Origin of the sequence: Campylobacter sp. 107, from assembly GCF_002383835.1 — a bacterium.
Classification (GTDB): Bacteria; Campylobacterota; Campylobacteria; order Campylobacterales; family Campylobacteraceae; genus Campylobacter_D; species Campylobacter_D jejuni.
On record NZ_NXBA01000018.1, the window covers coordinates 1 to 20,200 of the forward strand.

23 protein-coding genes and 2 pseudogenes are annotated in these 20,200 nt (G+C 31.3%); 19 read left to right on the forward strand and 6 right to left on the reverse strand.

Features of this window, described 5'->3' with window-relative positions; genetic code table 11:
* From BGS40_RS01555 to argS, 4 genes and pseudogenes are all read left to right on the forward strand, one after another.
* Nucleotides 1-860: pseudogene (locus BGS40_RS01555) on the forward strand (highly acidic protein); the annotation flags it as partial.
* Complete coding sequence (gmk, locus tag BGS40_RS01560) at nt 857-1,480, forward strand: guanylate kinase (protein ID WP_074484159.1); 624 nt, start codon at nt 857-859, stop codon at nt 1,478-1,480. The pseudogene BGS40_RS01555 and the gene gmk, both read left to right, overlap by 4 nt.
* A gap of 1 nt (nt 1,481) precedes the next feature.
* Complete coding sequence (locus BGS40_RS01565) at nt 1,482-1,721, forward strand: twin-arginine translocase TatA/TatE family subunit (protein ID WP_002852866.1); 240 nt, start codon at nt 1,482-1,484, stop codon at nt 1,719-1,721.
* Nucleotides 1,722-1,732: 11 nt separating this feature from the next.
* Complete coding sequence (argS, locus tag BGS40_RS01570) at nt 1,733-3,325, forward strand: arginine--tRNA ligase (protein WP_087704353.1); 1,593 nt, start codon at nt 1,733-1,735, stop codon at nt 3,323-3,325.
* Nucleotides 3,326-3,342: 17 nt separating this feature from the next.
* Here argS and BGS40_RS01575 read toward each other — a convergent pair whose 3' ends face one another.
* Together BGS40_RS01575 and BGS40_RS01580 are read right to left on the reverse strand one after the other, a co-directional pair.
* Nucleotides 3,343-3,651 (reverse strand): DMT family transporter, encoded by a 309-nt coding sequence (locus BGS40_RS01575; RefSeq protein ID WP_002777309.1) that lies wholly within the window; start codon nt 3,649-3,651, stop codon nt 3,343-3,345.
* Nucleotides 3,651-3,992, reverse strand: a complete 342-nt coding sequence (locus BGS40_RS01580; RefSeq protein WP_002777281.1) for a DMT family transporter — start codon at nt 3,990-3,992, stop codon at nt 3,651-3,653. Before BGS40_RS01580 ends, BGS40_RS01575 begins: the two co-directional genes overlap by 1 nt.
* Before the next feature lie 108 nt (nt 3,993-4,100).
* On the opposite strand from BGS40_RS01580, the gene BGS40_RS01585 reads away from it, so the two are divergent.
* The 5 genes from BGS40_RS01585 (at nt 4,101) to BGS40_RS01605 (ending at nt 7,816) form a co-directional block, all read left to right on the forward strand.
* Nucleotides 4,101-4,808 (forward strand): YebC/PmpR family DNA-binding transcriptional regulator, encoded by a 708-nt coding sequence (locus tag BGS40_RS01585; RefSeq protein ID WP_002780603.1) that lies wholly within the window; start codon nt 4,101-4,103, stop codon nt 4,806-4,808.
* Between the two features lie 9 nt (nt 4,809-4,817).
* Nucleotides 4,818-5,300, forward strand: coding sequence for a peptidylprolyl isomerase (locus BGS40_RS01590; RefSeq protein WP_002890174.1), 483 nt, complete (start codon nt 4,818-4,820; stop codon nt 5,298-5,300).
* A gap of 163 nt (nt 5,301-5,463) precedes the next feature.
* Nucleotides 5,464-6,894, forward strand: coding sequence for an outer membrane tyrosine kinase (gene omp50 / locus BGS40_RS01595; RefSeq protein ID WP_096738263.1), 1,431 nt, complete (start codon nt 5,464-5,466; stop codon nt 6,892-6,894).
* 10 nt (nt 6,895-6,904) lie between these two features.
* Nucleotides 6,905-7,132, forward strand: coding sequence for a hypothetical protein (locus tag BGS40_RS01600; protein ID WP_002822505.1), 228 nt, complete (start codon nt 6,905-6,907; stop codon nt 7,130-7,132).
* A gap of 81 nt (nt 7,133-7,213) precedes the next feature.
* A complete protein-coding gene (locus BGS40_RS01605) occupies nt 7,214-7,816 on the forward strand; it encodes a DedA family protein (protein WP_002855976.1) in 603 nt (200 codons plus the stop codon).
* Here BGS40_RS01605 and BGS40_RS01610 read toward each other — a convergent pair.
* Nucleotides 7,813-8,739, reverse strand: a complete 927-nt coding sequence (locus BGS40_RS01610; RefSeq protein ID WP_052803431.1) for an L-lactate dehydrogenase — start codon at nt 8,737-8,739, stop codon at nt 7,813-7,815. The genes BGS40_RS01605 and BGS40_RS01610 overlap by 4 nt on opposite strands.
* A gap of 66 nt (nt 8,740-8,805) precedes the next feature.
* Here BGS40_RS01610 and BGS40_RS01615 point away from each other — a divergent pair, with 66 nt between their 5' ends.
* From BGS40_RS01615 to BGS40_RS09955, 8 genes and pseudogenes are all read left to right on the forward strand, one after another.
* Complete coding sequence (locus tag BGS40_RS01615) at nt 8,806-9,582, forward strand: threonine/serine exporter family protein (protein WP_052803432.1); 777 nt, start codon at nt 8,806-8,808, stop codon at nt 9,580-9,582.
* Nucleotides 9,579-10,073, forward strand: a complete 495-nt coding sequence (locus BGS40_RS01620) for a threonine/serine exporter family protein (protein ID WP_004306693.1) — start codon at nt 9,579-9,581, stop codon at nt 10,071-10,073. The genes BGS40_RS01615 and BGS40_RS01620 overlap by 4 nt, the downstream gene beginning before the upstream one ends.
* Nucleotides 10,074-10,141: 68 nt before the next feature.
* Nucleotides 10,142-10,405: a TFIIB-type zinc ribbon-containing protein gene (locus BGS40_RS01625; RefSeq protein ID WP_096738264.1), complete on the forward strand. Its 264-nt coding sequence runs from the start codon at nt 10,142-10,144 to the stop codon at nt 10,403-10,405.
* A 75-nt stretch (nt 10,406-10,480) separates the two neighbouring features.
* The gene (gene czcD / locus BGS40_RS01630; protein WP_096738265.1) at nt 10,481-11,431 is read left to right on the forward strand and encodes a CDF family cation-efflux transporter CzcD; all 951 of its coding nucleotides are present in this window, start codon (nt 10,481-10,483) and stop codon (nt 11,429-11,431) included.
* Nucleotides 11,421-11,615 (forward strand): heavy-metal-associated domain-containing protein, encoded by a 195-nt coding sequence (locus BGS40_RS01635; protein WP_002852760.1) that lies wholly within the window; start codon nt 11,421-11,423, stop codon nt 11,613-11,615. The genes czcD and BGS40_RS01635 overlap by 11 nt, the downstream gene beginning before the upstream one ends.
* Nucleotides 11,615-13,714 (forward strand): copper-translocating P-type ATPase CopA, encoded by a 2,100-nt coding sequence (copA, locus tag BGS40_RS01640; RefSeq protein ID WP_096738266.1) that lies wholly within the window; start codon nt 11,615-11,617, stop codon nt 13,712-13,714. The genes BGS40_RS01635 and copA overlap by 1 nt, the downstream gene beginning before the upstream one ends.
* 71 nt (nt 13,715-13,785) lie before the next feature.
* The gene (locus BGS40_RS01645) at nt 13,786-13,965 is read left to right on the forward strand and encodes a DUF2165 family protein (RefSeq protein WP_002917130.1); all 180 of its coding nucleotides are present in this window, start codon (nt 13,786-13,788) and stop codon (nt 13,963-13,965) included.
* A gap of 137 nt (nt 13,966-14,102) precedes the next feature.
* Nucleotides 14,103-14,225 (forward strand): annotated as a pseudogene (locus BGS40_RS09955) (hypothetical protein); the annotation flags it as partial.
* A 77-nt stretch (nt 14,226-14,302) separates the two neighbouring features.
* On the opposite strand, the gene BGS40_RS01660 reads toward BGS40_RS09955, so the two are convergent.
* Entirely contained in the window at nt 14,303-15,832 is a 1,530-nt protein-coding gene (locus BGS40_RS01660; RefSeq protein WP_052781703.1) for a DNA polymerase III subunit gamma/tau, read from the reverse strand.
* Nucleotides 15,833-15,835: 3 nt separating this feature from the next.
* Nucleotides 15,836-17,134: a transcription termination factor Rho gene (gene rho / locus BGS40_RS01665; RefSeq protein WP_002852852.1), complete on the reverse strand. Its 1,299-nt coding sequence runs from the start codon at nt 17,132-17,134 to the stop codon at nt 15,836-15,838.
* Between the two features lie 108 nt (nt 17,135-17,242).
* On the opposite strand from rho, the gene BGS40_RS01670 reads away from it, so the two are divergent.
* Both BGS40_RS01670 and ccoS read left to right on the forward strand, forming a co-directional pair.
* Nucleotides 17,243-19,600 carry a heavy metal translocating P-type ATPase gene (locus tag BGS40_RS01670; RefSeq protein ID WP_096738267.1) on the forward strand — a complete coding sequence of 786 codons (2,358 nt, stop codon included), beginning with the start codon at nt 17,243-17,245 and terminating at the stop codon, nt 19,598-19,600.
* Entirely contained in the window at nt 19,597-19,803 is a 207-nt protein-coding gene (gene ccoS, locus BGS40_RS01675) for a cbb3-type cytochrome oxidase assembly protein CcoS (protein ID WP_096738268.1), read from the forward strand. The genes BGS40_RS01670 and ccoS overlap by 4 nt, the downstream gene beginning before the upstream one ends.
* Nucleotides 19,804-19,825: 22 nt before the next feature.
* Here ccoS and BGS40_RS01680 read toward each other — a convergent pair whose 3' ends face one another.
* Complete coding sequence (locus BGS40_RS01680; RefSeq protein WP_002852762.1) at nt 19,826-20,128, reverse strand: c-type cytochrome; 303 nt, start codon at nt 20,126-20,128, stop codon at nt 19,826-19,828.
* Nucleotides 20,129-20,200: the final 72 nt, after the last annotated feature.

Consider the following 20,200-nt stretch of genomic DNA (forward strand, 5'->3'; position numbering starts at 1 on the left):
CTCAAGATGATAATTCAAACAAAACTTTAGAAACTCAAAATTTAGAACATGACAATTTAGAACAAGAAACAATTAAAGAACAGACTCAAGAAGACACTCAAACTGATTTAGATTTAACTTTAGAAGATGGTGAAAGCGAAAAAGAAGACTTAAGCCAAGAACATACAGCTTTGGATACTGAGCCTAGTTTAGATGAGCTAGATGATAAAAATGATGAAGATTTAGAAGATAACAAAGAATTACAAGCTAATATAAGCGACTTTGATGATCTTCCTGTGGTTGAAGAGCAAGAAAAAGAAATGGATTTTGATGATCTTCCTGAGGATGCTGAATTTTTAGGTCAAGCAAAAGATAATGAAGAATCAGAGGAAGTTTTAGAGGAGTTTGCTCCTGTTGTGGAAGAAGATGTTCAAGATGAAATGGATGATTTTACTTCAAATTTGAGTACTCAAGATCAAATCAAAGAAGAACTAGCTCAACTTGATGAGCTTGATTATGGTATTGATAGTGATAATAGTAGCAAGGTCTTAGAAGATTTTAAAGATGAACCAATTTTAGACGATAAAGAATTAGGAACAAATGAAGAGGAAGTGGTTGTGCCAAATTTAAATATAAGTGATTTTGATACATTGAAAGAAAGTGATATACAAGAAGCTCTTGGAGAGGAAATCTTAGAAAAAAATGAAGAGCCTATAGTAAGTGATGTAACTAAAGATGATAATAGCGAAGAGATAGTTAATGAGCTTAGCCAAAGCATAGCAGGAGCGATCACTTCAAGTATTAAAGATGATACCTTAAAAGCTGCTCTTAAGGGTATGAATATGAATATAAATATAAACATTAGTTTTAAAGAGGATTGAAATTGCAAGGTTTTGTTTTGTTGATTTCAGGTCCTAGTGGTGCTGGAAAATCAACTCTTTTAAAAAAACTTTTTGATGAATTTGAAGATGAGCTTTATTTTTCTATTTCTTCAACAACTCGCAAACCAAGAGAGGGTGAAAAAAATGGAATACATTATCATTTTATATCCCATGAAGAATTTCAAAAAGGTATAGATAGTGATCATTTTTTAGAATGGGCTAGAGTGCATGAAAATTTTTATGGTACTTCTTTAAAGCACACTCAAAATGCTTTAGATAATGGAAAAATAGTTGTTTTTGATATTGATGTGCAAGGATTTAAAATAGCCAGACAAAAAATGGCCGATAAGATTGTTTCTGTTTTTATTACTACAAAAAATAAAGATGAGTTAAAAAAAAGACTTATTAAGCGAAATACTGATACAATAATACAACTAGAAAGAAGATTACAAAACGCTAGTGATGAAATGAAAGAGCTTAGCGAGTATGATTATCTTATCATTAACGATGAGTTAAAGCAAAGTTATGAAGCATTGCGAGCGATTTTAATCGCCCATAAATTTAGAACCAAAGGGCAGAATCTAGGGCAAATTCAAAATATTTGGAATGAAGGAGAATAAAATGGGTGGTTGGTCAAGTCCAAGTCATTGGTTGATTATTTTATTGATTGTTGTATTGCTTTTTGGAGCAAAAAAAATTCCAGAACTTGCAAAGGGTTTAGGCAAAGGTATTAAAACTTTTAAAGATGAAATGAATAATGATGATGAAGTAGCAAAAAATACTCAAAAAATAGAAGAAAACAAAAACACAACTAATAATACAAATGCTGATGCAAGTATAGACGAAACAAAAAAAGCTTAAGGTTTAGTCTTTTGAAAAGTATTATTTTTAATGAAATTAAAAAGATTTTAGAGTGTGATTTTGCGCTTGAAAATCCAAAGGATAAAAATTTAGCACATTTTGCCACCCCTTTGGCTTTTTCACTGGCTAAGGAATTAAAAAAATCCCCTATGTTGATCGCTAGCGACTTAGCGAGCAAATTTCAAAATCATGATTGTTTTGAATCAGTTGAAGCTGTAAATGGGTATTTAAATTTTAGAATTTCCAAAACTTTTTTAAATGAACTTGCAAATCAGGCTCTAGCAAATCCAAATGATTTTACTAAAGGAGAAAAAAAACAAGAAAGTTTTTTGCTTGAATATGTGAGTGCAAATCCTACTGGGCCTTTACACATAGGACATGCAAGAGGCGCTGTTTTTGGAGACACCTTAACAAGACTTGCAAGACATTTGGGTTATAAATTTGATACAGAATACTATGTCAATGATGCGGGTAATCAAATTTATTTACTAGGGCTTTCTATTTTACTAAGCGTGAAAGAAAATATACTTCATGAAAATGTTGAATATCCAGAGCAATATTACAAAGGCGAGTATATAGCAGATTTAGCAAAAGAAGCTTTTGAAAAATTTGGTAAAGAATTTTTTAGCCAAGAAAATATCCCTAGTTTGGCTGATTGGGCAAAAGATAAAATGCTTGTTTTGATTAAACAAAATTTAGAACAAGCAAAGATTAAAATTGACAGCTATGTAAGCGAAAGATCGTATTATGATGCTTTAAATGCAACTTTAGAATCTTTAAAAGAGCATAAAGGAATTTACGAGCAAGAAGGTAAAATTTGGCTTGCTTCTTCGCAAAAAGGCGATGAAAAAGATAGGGTAATTATCCGTGAAGATGGACGCGGGACTTATTTGGCAGCAGATATTGTTTATCATAAAGATAAAATGAGTCGTGGTTATGGAAAGTGTATTAATATCTGGGGAGCAGATCATCATGGTTATATCTCTAGAATGAAAGCTGCGATGGAATTTTTGGGATTTGACTCTAATAATCTTGAGATTATTTTAGCACAAATGGTTTCCCTACTTAAAGATGGAGAACCTTATAAAATGAGTAAAAGAGCAGGAAATTTTATCTTGATGAGCGATGTGGTTGATGAGATAGGAAGTGATGCTTTGCGTTATATCTTTTTGAGCAAAAAATGCGATACGCATTTGGAATTTGATATTAGTGATTTGCAAAAAGAAGATAGTTCTAATCCTGTGTATTATATCAACTATGCACACGCTAGAATTCATCAAGTATTTGCTAAAGCTGGTAAAAAAATCGATGATGTAATGAAAGCTGATTTACAAAGTTTAAATCAAGATGGTGTAAATTTACTCTTTGAAGCTTTGAATTTAAAGGCTATTTTAAATGATGCTTTTGAGGCTAGAGCTTTGCAAAAAATTCCTGATTATCTTAAAAATTTAGCTGCAAATTTTCATAAATTCTACAATGAAAATAAAGTTGTAGGCTCTGCAAATGAAAATGATTTGCTTAAATTATTTTCTTTGGTTGCTCTTAGTATTAAAACCGCATTTTCTTTAATGGGTATTGAAGCGAAAAACAAAATGGAACATTAAAACAGCATTTTGCTGTTTTAATAATTTAGCAAAAATACTGCTATTATTACGATAATGATACCTAAAATTCCTATTTTGTTTAATTTTTCTTTATATAAAATCCATCCACCAAGACAAGTTCCTATGATGCCTATAGCACCCCAAGTTGAGTAAGCTATGCTTAAAGGAACATATTTTAAAGAAAAAGAAAGTAGAAAAAAAGCAAGTATAGCATTGACAATCGCAGCTAAGCCCCAAATTTTATTCTTAAAACCATCTGATTTTTTTAGCAATAAATTTGCTACGATATCTAACAATGCCGATAGAACAATAATAAAAATATACATTATTCTTTAACCTCGCCTATATTAATCATGATAATTCCAACGATAGAAAGAACAATGCCTAGAATTTGAGTTAAGGTTAAACTCTCTTTAAAAACTATAAAAGAAACTAAAAGTATAAGAATAATCCCTAAAAGTTCCCATACAGCATAGGCTATGCCTACTTGAATTTTTTTAATCGCCTTGCCCATAAAAAAATAAGAAAAAGCTATAAATAAAGCCATAAATATATAGCCTAAAATTTGATTTTCCATTTTTAAAAAACTAGTACCTAAAACTTCAAATACAATAGCAGCAATCAAGAAAAACCAAGCAACAAAAAGTTCTTTTTTTGCGATATTCAAAAAGCTTCTCCCTAAAAATAAATGGTAAAATCATACCATTTAAAGCTTTAATTAGCCTTTTTAGTTTATACTTTTAAGTTTAAAAATCTTTAAAGAAAGTGAGAATTTATGGGACGAGCGTTTGAATACCGAAGAGCTTCTAAAGAGGCTAGATGGGATAAAATGAGTAAGCTTTTTCCTAAGCTTGCTAAAGCCATACAAGTAGCTGCTAAAGAAGGTGGCACTGATCCTGATATGAATCCAAAATTAAGAAGTGCTATAGCTACAGCAAAAGCAAATAATATGCCAAAAGATAATATAGATGCGGCTATTAAGCGTGCGAGTGGAAAAGATAGCGCAGATATTAAAAACATTCATTATGAAGGAAAAGCTGCACATGGAGCTTTGGTTATAGTTGAATGTATGAGCGATAACCCTACACGCACCGTGGCTAATGTAAAAGCTATTTTTAGTAAAAATGGAGGAGAAGTTTTACAAAATGGATCTTTAGGCTTTATGTTTACTAGAAAAGCGGTTTTTCATCTTGAAAAATTTGCAGGAGATTTAGAAGAATTAGAGCTTGATTTGATCGATGCAGGGCTTGAAGAATTAGAGCAAAATGAAGAAGAGTTAGTAATTAGCGGTGATTATACTGCCTTTGGTGAGCTAAGTTCTGCTATAGAAGCTAAGGGTTTAGTTCTTAAAAAAGCAGGGCTTGAGTATATACCAAACAATCCTGTAAGCTTTAGCGAAGAACAGCTTAGCGATATAGAAAAACTTTTAGATAAGTTAGAAGATGATGATGATGTTCAAGCTGTTTATACAAATATAGATTAAGGAGAAATAATGATAAAAACAATCGACACAAGCAAAGTAAATGAATACAAATTTGCTCTTATAGAAACTGAAAAAGGCACAATGAAATTAAAACTTTTTGGCGATGAGGCTCCGCAAACGGTTTGTAATTTTGCTACTTTGGCTAATGAGGGATTTTATAAAGATTTAAATTTTCATCGTGTGATCCCAAATTTTGTCATACAAGGAGGTTGTCCACACGGCAATGGTGTAGGTGGGCCTGGATATGAAATCATTTGCGAATGTGATGATCAAGAGCATAAACATGAGCGTGGAACTTTATCTATGGCACACGCAGGACGCGATACGGGTGGTTCTCAATTTTTCATTTGTCACAGCCCTCAAGCTCATTTAGATGGGGTTCATACTGTTTTTGGGCAAATTGATCCAAAAGATGAAGAAAGTTTAGAAGTTTTAGACTCTATACATCAAGGAGATAAAATTTTAGACATAAAAATTTGCGATAAAATTTAAAAATTTAAAATTTTAAAACTTTTTTGAAACTACAATATTTACAAAGCTAGTCATAAGTTTGATTAGCTAAAAATGATTAATGTATAATTTTTTTTTAAACTTTTTTTTCTATAATCACAATTTTAATTTGCTAAATGTAACAAAATTACAAGGAGTTATGATTATGAAAACTAAGTTTTCACTTATTTTAAGTGCTTGTCTTCTTTCATCTTCACTTTTTGCTAAAAATACAGATGATGAGATAACCAAGCTTCAAAAACAGCTTGCACAAATTCAAGCTGAACTTGCACAAATCAGAAAAGAAAGGGAAGCTCAAGCTAAGCAAAATGAAGCTGTAAAAGCTGAACTTGCTGATCTTAATGATAGAGCCGATGAAACAGAATTCCAAGCTGCTTTGAGCAAGGTTAAATTTGGACTTGAGTTTTCAACAGCAGTTTCAAATACAAACTATAAAGTTAGCGGACAAGATTATAGTGCTAATAACAAATGGATGAATGAGCTTCATTTAAATATGAATGCTGATATTAATGATAAAACCAAATTCTATGGTCGTTTATCTATGGCTAAAAATTGGTCTCAAATGGGTTGGAGTGGTACTCCTTATGACTTAGATGCAGGAAGAAACACAAGATCAAGCGGGCCTGTACTTTATGTAGATAGAGCTTATCTTGACTACTACATCACACCTGAATGGATTGCGACTGTAGGAAGACAACCAGGAACCGATGGACCAGGAAGTAATCTTAGAAACAATGCTTTAAGACAATCAACTTATCCAGCCTTAGCGATTAATGCTCTAGGTGATGCAGCAGTGATCACTTATAAACCTGAAAGTTTGCAAGATCATAAAGTAGCTATCCGTGCAGCTTATGGTAAAACTTATCAATGGGATGAAGAAGGCAAGGTAAGAGACTGGATGAGCGATCAAAAAGATGCTGATGCAAATCTTTACTATGCTGCAGTAGAAGGAGAGCTTCCTATAGAAGGCATGGGAGATAATTTAATATTATTTAATATTGCATATTTAAGTGATTTTGCTTTACCGCTTAATAATGGTCCAATTGGTTCTAATGGTATTATTCTTGATGATGATGGTGTGGTAAATTTAGGAGATTTAACTATAGCAAATCTTCATTTTGAAAATTATAAAGCTTTTGGAACGAATTTTAATTATTTTCTATCTTTAGGTTATTCTCACGGGAACAACAGTCAATTAAGCCCTATATTAAGTGGAATTCTTCAGACACAAGGTTATAATGGCAAGTTTAATGAAGAAGATGGTTATGCTGTGCATGTAGGCGGACGCTATGATTTTACCAAGGCTTTAAAAGTAGGGTATGAGTTCTTCTGGGGAAGTAGATACTGGTATACTATGAGCCGTCCAAGTATCAACGATCCACTTAATATAAGGATGACAAGAGGAACAGCACATGATTTTTATGTGATTTATCAACTTGATAGATATCAATTCTTACGCTTAAGTTATACTAATATCCAAAATATTTGGGGCAATCGTGGCTTACCATTTGGTGGAGCGAAAAAAGATAAAGCAAGAGCTGATAATATCATGTTAATGTATAATGTAAAATTCTAAGGAGCAAAAGATGAGAAAAATACTTTTTGCAAGTTTATTACCTATCATTGCTTTGGCTGATTGTGCAAGTTTGATGGCAAAATACGAAGCTCCAGAGCCAGAGTCAAAAACAATGAAACAAGTTGAACGCTGGATTAATAAAAAAGTTAGCGATCCAGCTGATGCTGCTGTTTTAAAAGAGTGTATGATCGCTCGTGCAGCGGACAATCCAAATCAAGTTTCAGTTGCAGGTAAATAAAAAAAAGCGGTATAAAACCGCTTTTTACTATTTAATCTTTTAAGCTACAATTTTTTAAAATTTTCTTCAAATAAGGCTAATATGCAAGAAATCATTTCTTTTATTGTTGAGACGGCTAGTGCTTGGGGGTATTTGGGTATTATTATCCTAATGACCTTAGAGAGTTGTTTTATACCTTTTCCAAGTGAAGTTGTTATGATACCTGCTGGATATTTGGCACATAAAGGTGATCTTGATATCACTCTTTGCATACTTAGTGGGACTTTAGGTTCTGTTTTAGGGGCTTTGATTAATTACTATATTTGCTTTTTTTGGGGCAAAAATTTTGTATTAAAATGGGGTAAGTATTTTGGTATAAATGAAGCTAAATTTGCTAAATTCGAAGAATTTTTTAACAAACACGGGGAATTTTCAACCTTTACTTGTCGTCTTTTACCAGGGATTCGTCAGTATATTTCTATGCCTGCAGGTTTGGTAAGAATGAAACTTATAAATTTTATACTTTTTACTGCACTTGGTAGTGCTATTTGGGTGGCTATACTTGTATTTTTGGGTTATTATATAGGGCAAAATGAAGAGTTGATTAAAACTTATTTAACTCAAATTTTAATCATTATAATTGTTTTTGTGGTTTTAGCAAGTTTAATTTATATCAAAATCAAAAAGCCTTTTAAAAAGGCTTAAATTTTATCTTTTACGCTTTGTATAGCGTTTTTGATTTGTTGTTTTGAATTTTCTAATTTTGTTTTTTCTTTTTCATTGAATTTTAATTCAAAAACCTTTTCTATACCATCTTTTCCTATGATAGCGGGCATTGAAAAAGCTATATCATCAAAAACCACACTTACAGGATGTAAACTTTTTCTATCTTCTAGGATTGCTTTGGCTAAATTTGCACAAGAAGTTCCTATGCCAAATTCTGTCCTTCCTTTGCGTTCATAGATGAAATATCCCTCGCTAATCACGGCTTTTTCGAGTTCTTGTATATCTAAATCTTTGCCTAATTTTTGCTTATAAAAATCTAATAAATTTTGTCCTAAAACGCTTGCATTAGAAAGTGCTGCAAACTGAGAATCTCCATGTTCACCAATCATACAAGCAAAAATATCTTTTGAATTTATGTTTAAATCTTTGGCTAACAATTTCTTAAGTCTTGAACTATCTAAATTTGTTCCACTACCAAAAACATGATTTTTAGGTAATTGGCTTAATGCTTGAGTGTAGTAAGTTATGGTGTCATTTGGATTTGTTGCGACAATGTATTTGCCTTTAAAATTAGCATTTTTTAAGGTTAAGACAATGTCTTTAAGTTCGAGAATATTGTTTTGAAGTTCTACTAAGCGACTAGGTAGTTCTTTTAAACTTTCTTTTCTAAAAGCTAAAATGATAATATCACAAGAAGCTAAATTTTCTAAATTTAGCGCATGAAAAATTTTTGTATAAGAAAAATGAATGGCTGACATATCTTCCAAATCTCTTGCATGAGCTAGAGCTAAATCTTGCTTTATATCATATAAGTAAAGTTCTGAACAAATTCCTTGAGTAGCTATGCTATAAGCACTAGCAGCTCCTACATAACCTAAACCAACTATACCGATTTTTGCCATTTTTTCTCCTTATTTATTTTAAAATTTGCTATAATTATAACAAATTCAATCAAAGATTATTAAAATATGGAAAAACCTGATATACAAAGATTAACTAATTTTTTAATCGTATATACTAAAACTTTGCTAGGTGCTGGAACTTATACAGCTAGGGTGGCAAAATGCGTAGGAAGAATAGCTGAGGTTTATGGCTATGAGATAAATATCAATTTCTTTTTTCATCATATTACTTTAAATGTTGTAGATATGGATGATAACTCCATTCAAAGAACTTATGTTATACCCAATCATCATGCTCATGTTAATTTTAAACTTATTTTTGATTTAAGTGCTTTAAGCTGGGCTATATATGATCACAAATACGATCTTGAAAAAGCAAAAGTCGTTTTTGAGCAAATTTCTCAACAAAAAAAGCATTCTTATTTGCTTAATCTTTTATTTGTTTCTATGGCAAATTCAGCTTTTTGTAGGCTTTTTGGTGGTGATTTTGGCGCTGGAATTTTAGTGTTTTTTGCAACTTTTGTGGGATTGTTGTTAAGATATATTTTAACTAAAGCAAAGATTGATTTAAGAATTCAATACATCCTTTGTTCTTTTGTCTCATCGTGGTTTGTATTTTTTGGACTGGATATGGGATATACCAATACCTCTGATGTGGCTTTGGGTTCTAGTATCTTGTATCTTATACCAGGGGTATTTTTTATAAATTCTGTGATTGATATATTAAAAGATCATATTTTAATGGGGCTTAGCCGTATTATCAGCGTGGCTATTTTGATTTGTTGTATAGCACTTGGAATTTACATGACACTTAGTATTTCGGATTTTGGGATTTTAAGATGATTGAATTTATTTTAAGAGATATGTTTTTTGCTGCTGTGGCGGGATTTGGCTTTGCTTATGCTTGCAATCCACCTTTAAAAACCCTTATTTTATCCGCTCTTTTAGCGGCAATTGCACATGGGCTTCGTTTTACTTTGGTGGAATATTTTCATTTTCAAACTTTAGCAATTGCAACTTTTGTTGCTTCATTTTGCATAGGATGTTTAGGAATTGCTTTAGCAAAAATCATCAAAACCCCTGCTGAAATCATCGCTTTTCCTGCTCTTATTCCTATGATACCTGGAATTTATGCTTATAAAGCGATTTTGTATCTTATTTCTTTTATACGCAGTGATGATTTGAAGGCTAAGTCTGAATTTTTGGTTCAATTTTTTGATTATTTTTTTACAACTGTTTCTGTGACTTTGGCTCTAGCTATAGGAGTGAGTGTTACTTTACTTATATTTTTTGAGCAAAGTTTTATGATGACTAGACATGTAAAAAAACATTAAAACTTGTTGTAAATTTGTTTAATATTTCTTTTTATAATTTTAAATCAAAAAAAATAAAAAGGTATTGTATGTTATGTCCAGTTTGTAATGTGGATTTGGTTATGAGCGATAGGAGTGGAGTTGAGATTGATTATTGTCTAAAGTGTCGTGGCGTTTGGCTTGATCGTGGAGAACTTGACAAAATCATAGAACGCAGTGTCCCTAATACAGCAAATTTTAACCAAGCTCCAAGACAAGAGTCAAGATATAATGACTCAGCTTATCATCAGCATAATGATTACTATAAAAAGAAAAAGAAAGAAAGTTGGCTAGGCGAGCTTTTTGACTTTTAATTTTTATAAAAATAACAAATATTTATATCCTTTTTAGCTTAATATCTTAAAATGTCAAGCAAAAAAGGATATAAGATGTATAAATTTTTATCACACGAGCCTTTAGCTAACAAATCTTGTCATCATAATCACGAAGAACATTCTCATGAACATCATCATTCCCATGCCGATGCAAGGAGTGTGGATAAAAAGATTTTAAAAATTTCTCTTTTAATGACTTTTTCTATGATGCTTGTGCAATTTATTTATTCAATCCTTTCAAATTCTTTGGCACTTTTAAGTGATACTTTGCATATGTTTTTTGATGTTTTTTCCTTAGCTCTTAGTTTTTTAGCCATTATAGCCGTAGAAAAATGGCAAGATCATCAAAAGACATTTGGGTATTTTCGTCTTGAAGTTTTAGTGACTTTTATCAATGCTTTAACCATTATTTTATTGGCTTTATTTATCATTTATGAGGCTATAGAAAAATTTATCAATCCAAAAGAAATTGATGCTAAAACCATGATAATTGTAGCTATTTTGGGCTTTTTGGTAAATGGGATTAATGCTTTGATGATGTTTAAGGGTGCAAATTTAGAAAATGTCAATATGAAGTCCGCTTTTTTGCATATGATGAGCGATTTATTGGGTTCTTTAGCGGTTATTATAGGTGGGATCGTGGTGTATTTTAGCGGTATTGTTTATATAGATACGATTTTAGCTATTGTATTATCAATCTTGCTTTTAAGATGGGCGATTATCTTGCTTAAACAAAGCGCTAATGTCTTGCTTGAAAGTTCTCCTGTGGATATAGAAAAAGTAAGACAAGTTTTGCTTTTAAATCCTAGTGTGGATGAGGTAGTGGATTTGCATATTGCTCAAATTACCAATAAAATGCTAGTAGCTTCTATGCATTTAAAAGTGAAAGTTTGTGATCTAAAGGAATTTGAAAAACTATCTCAGGATTTATCCCATAAGTTACTACATGAATTTGAAATCGGGCACATTACCATACAACCTATAAGGAGTGAAAATGAAATTTAAAGTAAAAAATGTTAATTGCATGAATTGTGTAAATTTGATCAAAAATTCTCTTGAAGATGAATTTGGAAATATAGAAGTGGATTTGGAGCAAAAAATTTTAAGTTTAAATTTAGAAGAAAATCAAGTATCAAATTTTACGAAAGAATTTCAAGATTTAGGTTTTGAGATCGTAGAGCGTTTATAATGGAAGAATTGCGTATAAAAATAGGTAAAATGACTTGCGTTAATTGTTCTAACGCTATAGAAAGAGCTTGTAAAAAAATTGGTGGTGTTAAAGATGCTAGTGTTTCTTATGTGAATTCTAGCGGGGTTTTTTTACTTGAAGATCAAGAAAAACGCAAGGATATCATCGCAAAAATTCAAAATTTAGGCTTTGAAATTTTAGAAGATGAACAAAGCTTGAACGCATACAAGGCAAAAAAACACTTAGAATTAAGAAAAAATTTGCTCTTAAGTATAGTTTTGAGTGTGATTATTATGTATTTTGAAATGTTTGTTAGAAGTTCTTTTTCGCAAAATATTCAAATGGCTTTGAGTTTTTTTGGGATATTTTATTGTGGGAGAGACTTTTTTTCTCATGCTTTTTTGGGGTTTAAAAGTAAAAATTTAGATATGAATACTCTTGTAGCTTTGGGGACTTTGAGTGCTTTTGTGTATTCTTTTTTAGTGTATTTGCAAATTTTTAAAGAAGAAGATTTGTATTTTAGTGGTGCAATGATGATTATTTCCTTTGTGCTTTTAGGAAAATATCTTGAAAGTAAGGCTAAATTTAAGGCACAAGATTATCAAAGAATTTTAGAAAATATAGACACAAAAAAGACAAAAATTTTGCTTGAAGATGAAAGTATCAAAGAAATTTCAAGTTCTTTTGTCAAAAGTGGCGATGTACTTTTGGTAAAAGAAGGAGAAAGCATTGTTGCAGATGGAGTAGTGCTTTTAGGGAGTGCAGAGCTTGATATGAGTTTTTTAAATGGGGAGTTTTTGCCTGTTTTAAAAAAAGAAGGCGATGAAGTTCAAGCAGGAGCAGTAGTTTTAAATGGTGCTTTAAGGATCAAAGCAAACAAAAAGGCTATGGATAGTACTTTAGAACAAATCAAAAATCTAGTTTTTGAAGCAGGAAGTATCAAAAGTCCTTTGGTAAATTTAGCAGATCAAATTTCTAAATACTTTGTAGGGGGTATAATATTTTTTGCTTTTTTAGTTTTTGTTTTTTGGGTGCTAAAAGCAGATTTAAATACAGCTTTTTTACACTCTTGTGCTGTGCTTTTGATCTCTTGTCCTTGTGCTTTAGGTCTTGCAACGCCTATAGCTTTGGTTGTGGCAAGTGCAAATGCGGCAAAAAATTTCATTCTTATTAAAAATCCTGCTGCTTTAGAAAAATTAGCCTTAGTTAAGTATGCTTTTTTTGATAAAACAGGTACATTAACAAAGGAAAATTTGAGTATTTTTAAACACAATCTTTCTAAAGATGATTTTGATAAATTATGTCAAATTGAAAGTTTAAGCTCTCATCCTATAGCTAAGGCTTTACATAAAGATCATTTTTTTGATTTAAAGGGTGAGGGAAGAGTGATTGTGGGTTCTGGTATAAAATACAAAGAAGATAATGATAATTATCTCGTAGGCAATGCACAGTTTTTACACGAAAATGAAATTGACACAAAAGAAAGTGATATCTTTTTTGATACTTTTAAAGAATATGTTAGGGTGTATTTTGCTAAGAATAAAAAGTGTTTAGGCGGTGTTTTGTTAAGCAATGCTTTAAAAGATGGAGCCAAAGAGCTTGTGTTAAATTTAAAAAAGCAAAATCTTAAAACTTTTATTTTAAGTGGTGATCATGTAAAAAATGTAGAAAAAATAGCCAAAGAATTACAAATAGACGAATTTCACGCTCAACTTAAGAGTGAAGAAAAACTACAAATCATCCAAAAATTTGAAAAAACTCTTTTTGTAGGAGATGGGATCAATGATGCGGCGGCTTTATCTGCTGCAAGCGTGAGTATGAGTTTTTCAAAAGCAAATGAACTTGCTAAAAAAACAGGAGATTTTATCTTGATAAAAGATGATTTATCAGCGATTTTTAAATGTTTTAAACTTGCTAAAAAAACACGCGGTATTATTAAGCTAAATCTTTTTTGGGCTTTTATTTATAATGTGCTTTGCATTCCTATCGCGGCAGGATTTATACCTTTTATCACTTTAAGTCCTCATATAGCAGCACTTGCAATGTGTTTTAGTTCTGTTACTGTAGTGCTTAATTCTTTAAGACTTAAAAGAATTTAAAAATTTAATTTTTATTAATAATATATTATATATAATTAATATTATAAAAATATATTATTAAAGGAGTATAAATGCAACAAAAATGTTTTTGCATAAGCAAAATGATTAGATTTTCAAAAATTATTATTTTGCTTACCGTTGCATCGTTAGCAGGTATAGTGGTTTTTGGAAATGTGACAGATTACAATTCTAATTTCCAATTTGTTTCGCATGTGATGAGTATGGATACAAAGCCTGATTTATTTAGGTAATGCTATAGTTTATATGGCTATTACTTCTCCCGTGATTCATCATATAGGCTATATAGCAATTATTCTTTTTGAAACTTTTATTGCCTTAACAGCTCTAAAAAAGGTGCTTATGATATGTTAAAGCTAGAAATTTAGATGCTCAAAGCTTTCATAATGCTAAGATTTTTTGGGATTATTTCTTTAACTTGTGTATTTTATGGTTTTTTGCCTTCCAAGTAGTTGTTGCAGAATGGTTTGGAATGTGGATGAGTAAGGTTTAGAACGGTTTACCTGATACTACAAGATTGGTAACTTATATGTTTTTAGCTTTGATTTTCATCTCTCTTAAAAATGATGATTAATTTTCTATACTAGGCTCTCCAAAACAATCTTTAAGAGCCTCTTTAAGATCTTCTTGTGGGTCAAATTTTTTGGCCCCTTCTTTAAGCATATTAATAGAACTTTGAATATCTATGTTTTTATTTTCATTGTTTGGTAATTCTTGAGTTAAGGATTGAAGCTTATTTTCATCAATTGTTAGTACTTTTTGCACATTAATTTTAGCATTTTCCCCAAATTTAGCCTTAAAAAGTTCTTGTATGAGTTTAAAACCTTTATTGAGTGTATCGCGATTTTGTCCTTGTGCGTTTGAGTTTATATTTAAAGTATTGTTTTCAAAACTAATAAAATTTGTACTTTGTTTAAAGCATTCTGCAAGATCAAAATCCCTATCATAAATACTATCAAGTAAGATTTCATAAGCATTTTTTTCTGTTTTTTTCTCAAGATGAGGTATGATAGGAGAAGGTGTGATCCTAGGTATAATATTTGTTGTATTTTCTTGTTTGATTTCTTGGATTTGTGCGTCAATTTCTTTTAAATGACTTGCTTCCATCATCATAAAAGCCATAACACAAAGCGTAAAGCCATCATCATCGCAAAGCATATTCTTAGCTTTTGATAAAATACGGAAAAATCTTTCATAAATTAAAGTAGAAAATTCTGTACTTTTTGCAAAAAAACTTTCTTTTAAATAAAAAAGCATTTCATCAATCACGCTTGAGGCTTCATAGTCTTGTAATTCCTCTAAATACGCAAAAACTTTTTCCTTGTCTTTTGTTAAGATAGCCTGATAAAAGGCTTTGATTTTTTGAGGATCTAAAAAGCCTAACATATCTGTAATTTTACTAATGCTGATTTCATTTTGACAAAAAATAATAGCTTGGTCAAGCAAGGTTAAAGTATCTCTTAAAGATCCATTGCCGCTTCTTGCTATAAATTTTAAAGCTTCTTCTTCAAATTTAACATTTTCTTTAAGTAAAATTTCTTTAAGATGATTTAAAATTTCACTCTGTGGAATTTGTTTAAAGCGAAAATGTTGTGTTCTTGAAAGCACAGTAGCTGGAAGTTTTAAAGGATCTGTGGTTGCAAGTATAAATTTAACATAACTTGGGGGTTCTTCTAAGGTTTTTAAAAGCGCATTTGCAGCCTGTGGGGTAAGCATATGTACTTCATCAATGATGAAAATTTTAAATCTTGCCATAGAAGGGGTGTATTTGGTTTGTTCGATTAAGGCTTGTATATCTTCAAGCCCACGGTTGCTTGCAGCATCCATTTCTATAATGTCTATATGTTTGCCTTCAAGTGCTGCAAGACAGTGTTTGCAAGTGCCACATGGAGTATCACTTGGTCCTTGTTCGCAAACTAAAGCACGAGAAAAAATTCTAGCACTTGAAGTTTTTCCACTTCCTCTAAGTCCTGAAAAAAGATAAGCATGAGCTAAGCGATTATGATTTAGGGCGTATTTTAAACTTACGCTAACTGTCTTTTGTCCTATGAGTTCATCAAAGGTTTTTGGTCTGTATTTAATCGCTAAAGCTTGAAGCATTTTCTACTCGTTCATTATAGATAAAAGTTCTACATTGTCTTTGGTTTTAAGCATTTTAGAATATAAAAATTTCAACGCTTCAACATCATCCATTTGAGAAATCGCTGAACGGATTGCCCAAATTTTTTGAAGATTTGCTACGCCTTGGAGCAATTCTTCTTTTCTTGTTCCTGATTTGATGATATTAATTGCAGGATAAATTCTTCTATCGGCGATATTTCTATCAAGAACTATTTCGCTATTTCCTGTGCCTTTAAATTCTTCAAAAATCACATCATCCATTCTTGAACCTGTATCAATTAAAGCTGTAGCAACTATGGTTAAAGAGCCTCCATTTTCTATATTTCTAGCTGCACCAAAGAAGCGTTTTGGTTTGTGTAGGGCATTAGCATCCACCCCGCCGCTTAGGACTTTTCCACTGCTTGGAGTTGCGGTGTTATAAGCACGTGCCAGTCTTGTGATACTATCAAGTAAGATGATAACATCTTTGCCTGTTTCTACCATTCTTTTGGCTTTTTCTATCACGAGTTCGGCTACACGCACATGATTATAAGCAGGTAAATCAAAAGTAGAACTAAAAACTTCGCCTTTTACACATCTTTGCATATCGGTAACTTCTTCAGGCCTTTCATCGACTAAAAGTACGATTAAATGCATTTCTGGGTGGTTTTTTGCAATAGCAGTAGCAAGTTCTTTCATAAGCTCTGTTTTACCTGTGCGTGGTGGAGCAACGATAAGCCCGCGTTGTCCTTTTCCTATAGGAGTAAAAAGATCCAAAACACGACCTGTAAGCTTCATTGCATCGTATTCGAGTTTGATTTTTTCTGTTGGAAAAATAGGGGTTAAGTTATCAAACAAAGGTCTTTCTTTGGCTTCTTGTAAAGGTAGATAATTGATCGCTTCGATTTTTAAAAGAGCGTAGTATTTTTCTTGATCTTTTGGTTCTCTAACTTGTCCTGTAACGATATCGCCTACACGCAGAGCAAATTTTTTAATTTGTGAATTTGAAACATAAGCGTCATTAACACTATCGCTAAGATTAGAGTCCATACCTCTTAAAAAGCCATAACCTTCGGAAGAAATTTCTAAAATCCCTGTAAAAAGTATAAAACCGCCTTTTTTTGTTTGTGCTTTTAAAATTTCAAAAATAAGTTCTTGACGGCGAAATTCTCTCGGGTTTTCGATTTCACATTCATTAGCGATTTTAACTAGATTTTCTAAATCTAATAATTTTAATTCTTCGATTTTATAACCTTCCACTGGAACGTGGGTTCTTTGATGTTGTTTTTTTTCTTTTTCCATAAGTCCTCGTAAGATTTAGCAGAATAATTTTTGTAAAATGTGATTTTAATAAAAAAATGCACTTTTTGTCAAATTTGTTTATAATTATAAAAAATATTTTTTTAAAGAATGATTATGAAATGTGAACATTGCAAACTTGATTATAAACAAGCCCAAATGATAGAGTATAAGGGTAAATTTTTTTGTTGTAAAGGTTGTGAGAGCGTTTGGGAAATTTTGCATGAAAGTGGATTAGATGAGTTTTATGAAAAGCTTGGAAATCAAACTTTAAGCCCTGTAAATTTTCAAAATGAAATGAAAAATTATGATGAGTTTATCACTAAAACCAAAGAAGGATTTAGTGAAATTTATCTCATGATACACGGTATAGAATGTGCAGCTTGTGTGTGGCTTAATGAGAAAATTTTAACCAAACAAGAAGGAATTTTAGAACTTGATATTAATCATTTAAACCATAAAGCACGCATTGTTTTTGATGAGCAAAGCATTTCTTTGGTGCAAATTTTAAGACTTATTGAAAGCATAGGCTATAAAGCGAGTGCTTATGATGCGAGCAAGGCTTCAAAAAAAGCGGATTTACTAAAAAGGGAATTTTATTCTAAGCTTGTTGTGGCTATAGCTTGTGTGATGAATATCATGTGGATAGCAGTGGCAAAATACGCAGGATTTTTTAGCGGTATGGATAAGGATACTAAGGATATTTTAAATTTTGCTGAATTTATCCTTTGTTCTCCTGTGCTTTTTTATACGGGATCTCATTTTTATAAAAGTGCTTTTAAAACTTTAAAAATGCATAGTTTAAATATGGATGTATTGGTGATTAGCGGAGCGAGTTTGGCTTATGTTTATTCTTTATGGGCCATGTTTTTTAGGGTAGGGGAAGTGTATTTTGACTCTGTGGCGATGATAATTTGCTTTGTTTTTATAGGTAAATATCTTGAGATGTTTAGCAAAAAGCGTGCTTTAGATACTATAGATGGGCTTAATGATTTTTTGCAAAATGAAGTTTTAGTTTTCAATGGTAAAGAATTTGTCTCTAAAGAAGTGCAAAAGGTTTGTTTGGGGGATAGAATTTTGCTTAAAACTGGAGATAAAATTTTAATCGATGGGATTTGTAAAAGTGGTGAAATGAGCGTGGATACTTCTTCTTTAAATGGAGAAAATACCCCAAAACTCATACAAAAAGAAGATGAAATTTTTTCAGCTTGTATAGTGCTTGATGGAAGTGTGGAGTATGAAGCAACAAAGCTTTACAAAGATTCAAAACTCAGTCAAATTATCCAGCTTTTAGAACTTGCAAGCTCTAAAAAAGCAAAACTTGAAAGTTTGGTTAATAGTCTTTTGGCTTATTTTTCTAGAACGGTTTTATTGATTGCTTTTATTTGTTTTGCTTTTTGGTTTTTTTATAAGGAAGAGAGTTTTGAAATTTCTTTAGTTAATGCGATTGCAGTTTTGATTATCGCTTGTCCTTGTGCTTTGGCTTTAGCAACGCCCGTGAGCAATCTTGTAGCTTTAGGTAGAGCTTTGAAAAAACATATTTTGTTTAAAAGTTCTAGCGTGATAGAGGATTTAAGCAAATGTGATTGTGTGGTGTTTGATAAAACGGGTATTTTAACCAAAATAGAGCTTGAACTTAAAGAGGTTTTTCTAGATAAAGCGCTTGATTTAAATGAGCTTTATAATTTTGTAAAACTTTCTAAACATCCTATATCTCAAAATATTGCGTCGTATTTAAAGCAAAAAGGAGCTAAGGATTTAAATTTGGATTTTAAAAAGCATTCGAGTATTCAAGCTAAAGGTTTAAGTGCTGAGTTAAATGAAGAGTTGCTTTTAGGCGGAAGTTCTAAATTTTTGCAAGAAAAGGGTATTGTGGCTAAAGAATTTGATAATACGCATTTTATTTTTACCAAGGAAGGTAAAATTTTAGCTTTTTTTGAGTTTGATAGTGTTTTAAGAGAAGGTGCAAAAGAGCTTATCGCTTATCTTAAAAAAGAAAAGAAAGAATTAATGATACTCAGTGGCGATCATCAAAAAGCAGTGGAAAAAATCGCTAAAAAGTTAGAAATTCAAAATTATCAAGCTTCTTGTTTGCCTGAAGATAAGATGAAAACTATAGAAAATTTAAGTAAAAATTACAAAGTTTTATTTGTAGGTGATGGGGTAAATGATGCACTAGCTTTAAAATACGCAAGTGTTTCAATGACTTTAAGAGAAGGAAGTGATCTAGCTATAGAAAGTAGTGATGTTTTGCTTTTGAAAAATGACTTGCTTTCTTTAAAAAAAGCCATCAAATTATCTAAAAACACCTTTAAAATTATCAAGCAAAATCTTGCTTTTTCTTTGTTTTATAATGCTTGCACCATACCTTTGGCTTTTTTGGGTATGATAAATCCTTTATTTGCTGCTATTTCTATGTCTTTTAGTAGTATAATAGTCGTTTTAAATGCTTTAAGGATTAAAGAATGAATAGTATAATCATGATGATGATAGGAGTTTCTATCTTAGCGTTTTTTATCATTTTGGCAACTTTGCTTTGGGGGATTAAAAATAAGCAATTTGATGATGATTATAAATTTACTACTTTAAATGATGATGAGGATTCTTTAGGTGATGCTATAGAATTAGAAAGACGTAAAAAAGAAGCTTTGGATAAAAAAAGGCTTTCTTAAAAAGGAAAGCCTTTTTTAGAAATTATTTTAAAGTTTCAATATGAGCTTCGATAGCTTTAAAATCTTCTTCAGTTAAACCTTTAAGGTTAAGTTTCATGATCGCACCTTGACCATAAGCATTTCTTTTACCTTCTGAATATTCTTTCATGTATTGAAGTCTTTCAGCAGAAGAAAGAGTTTTTAAGGCTGGAACTTTGTTTAAGTAAACTTTGTCAGCATTTGCACCATGGCATACTGCGCATTTTTTAAAAAGTGTAGCACCATCTGCAGCAAAAGCAGAAACACCAAGACATGCCAAAGCAGAAACTACTAATAATTTTTTCATTTGATTTCTCCTCAGTAAAAATTAGATTGCTAGATATTATATATCTTTATTTTTATAAAAATCTTAAGAAAA

Bases quoted from the DNA above. Each gene is read 5' to 3' on its own strand.
- ccoS (WP_096738268.1), top strand. From the start codon at position 19,597: ATGAATAGTATAATCATGATGATGATAGGAGTTTCTATCTTAGCGTTT.
- BGS40_RS01680 (WP_002852762.1), bottom strand. From the start codon at position 20,128: ATGAAAAAATTATTAGTAGTTTCTGCTTTGGCATGTCTTGGTGTTTCT.
- BGS40_RS01635 (WP_002852760.1), top strand. From the start codon at position 11,421: ATGAAATTTAAAGTAAAAAATGTTAATTGCATGAATTGTGTAAATTTG.
- BGS40_RS01565 (WP_002852866.1), top strand. From the start codon at position 1,482: ATGGGTGGTTGGTCAAGTCCAAGTCATTGGTTGATTATTTTATTGATT.
- BGS40_RS01590 (WP_002890174.1), top strand. From the start codon at position 4,818: ATGATAAAAACAATCGACACAAGCAAAGTAAATGAATACAAATTTGCT.
- BGS40_RS01660 (WP_052781703.1), bottom strand. From the start codon at position 15,832: ATGCTTCAAGCTTTAGCGATTAAATACAGACCAAAAACCTTTGATGAA.
- czcD (WP_096738265.1), top strand. From the start codon at position 10,481: ATGTATAAATTTTTATCACACGAGCCTTTAGCTAACAAATCTTGTCAT.
- BGS40_RS01605 (WP_002855976.1), top strand. From the start codon at position 7,214: ATGCAAGAAATCATTTCTTTTATTGTTGAGACGGCTAGTGCTTGGGGG.
- BGS40_RS01600 (WP_002822505.1), top strand. From the start codon at position 6,905: ATGAGAAAAATACTTTTTGCAAGTTTATTACCTATCATTGCTTTGGCT.
- rho (WP_002852852.1), bottom strand. From the start codon at position 17,134: ATGGAAAAAGAAAAAAAACAACATCAAAGAACCCACGTTCCAGTGGAA.
- BGS40_RS01585 (WP_002780603.1), top strand. From the start codon at position 4,101: ATGGGACGAGCGTTTGAATACCGAAGAGCTTCTAAAGAGGCTAGATGG.
- BGS40_RS01575 (WP_002777309.1), bottom strand. From the start codon at position 3,651: ATGTATATTTTTATTATTGTTCTATCGGCATTGTTAGATATCGTAGCA.
- omp50 (WP_096738263.1), top strand. From the start codon at position 5,464: ATGAAAACTAAGTTTTCACTTATTTTAAGTGCTTGTCTTCTTTCATCT.
- BGS40_RS01625 (WP_096738264.1), top strand. From the start codon at position 10,142: ATGTTATGTCCAGTTTGTAATGTGGATTTGGTTATGAGCGATAGGAGT.
- BGS40_RS01645 (WP_002917130.1), top strand. From the start codon at position 13,786: ATGCAACAAAAATGTTTTTGCATAAGCAAAATGATTAGATTTTCAAAA.
- copA (WP_096738266.1), top strand. From the start codon at position 11,615: ATGGAAGAATTGCGTATAAAAATAGGTAAAATGACTTGCGTTAATTGT.
- BGS40_RS01670 (WP_096738267.1), top strand. From the start codon at position 17,243: ATGATTATGAAATGTGAACATTGCAAACTTGATTATAAACAAGCCCAA.
- BGS40_RS01610 (WP_052803431.1), bottom strand. From the start codon at position 8,739: ATGGCAAAAATCGGTATAGTTGGTTTAGGTTATGTAGGAGCTGCTAGT.
- BGS40_RS01620 (WP_004306693.1), top strand. From the start codon at position 9,579: ATGATTGAATTTATTTTAAGAGATATGTTTTTTGCTGCTGTGGCGGGA.
- BGS40_RS01615 (WP_052803432.1), top strand. From the start codon at position 8,806: ATGGAAAAACCTGATATACAAAGATTAACTAATTTTTTAATCGTATAT.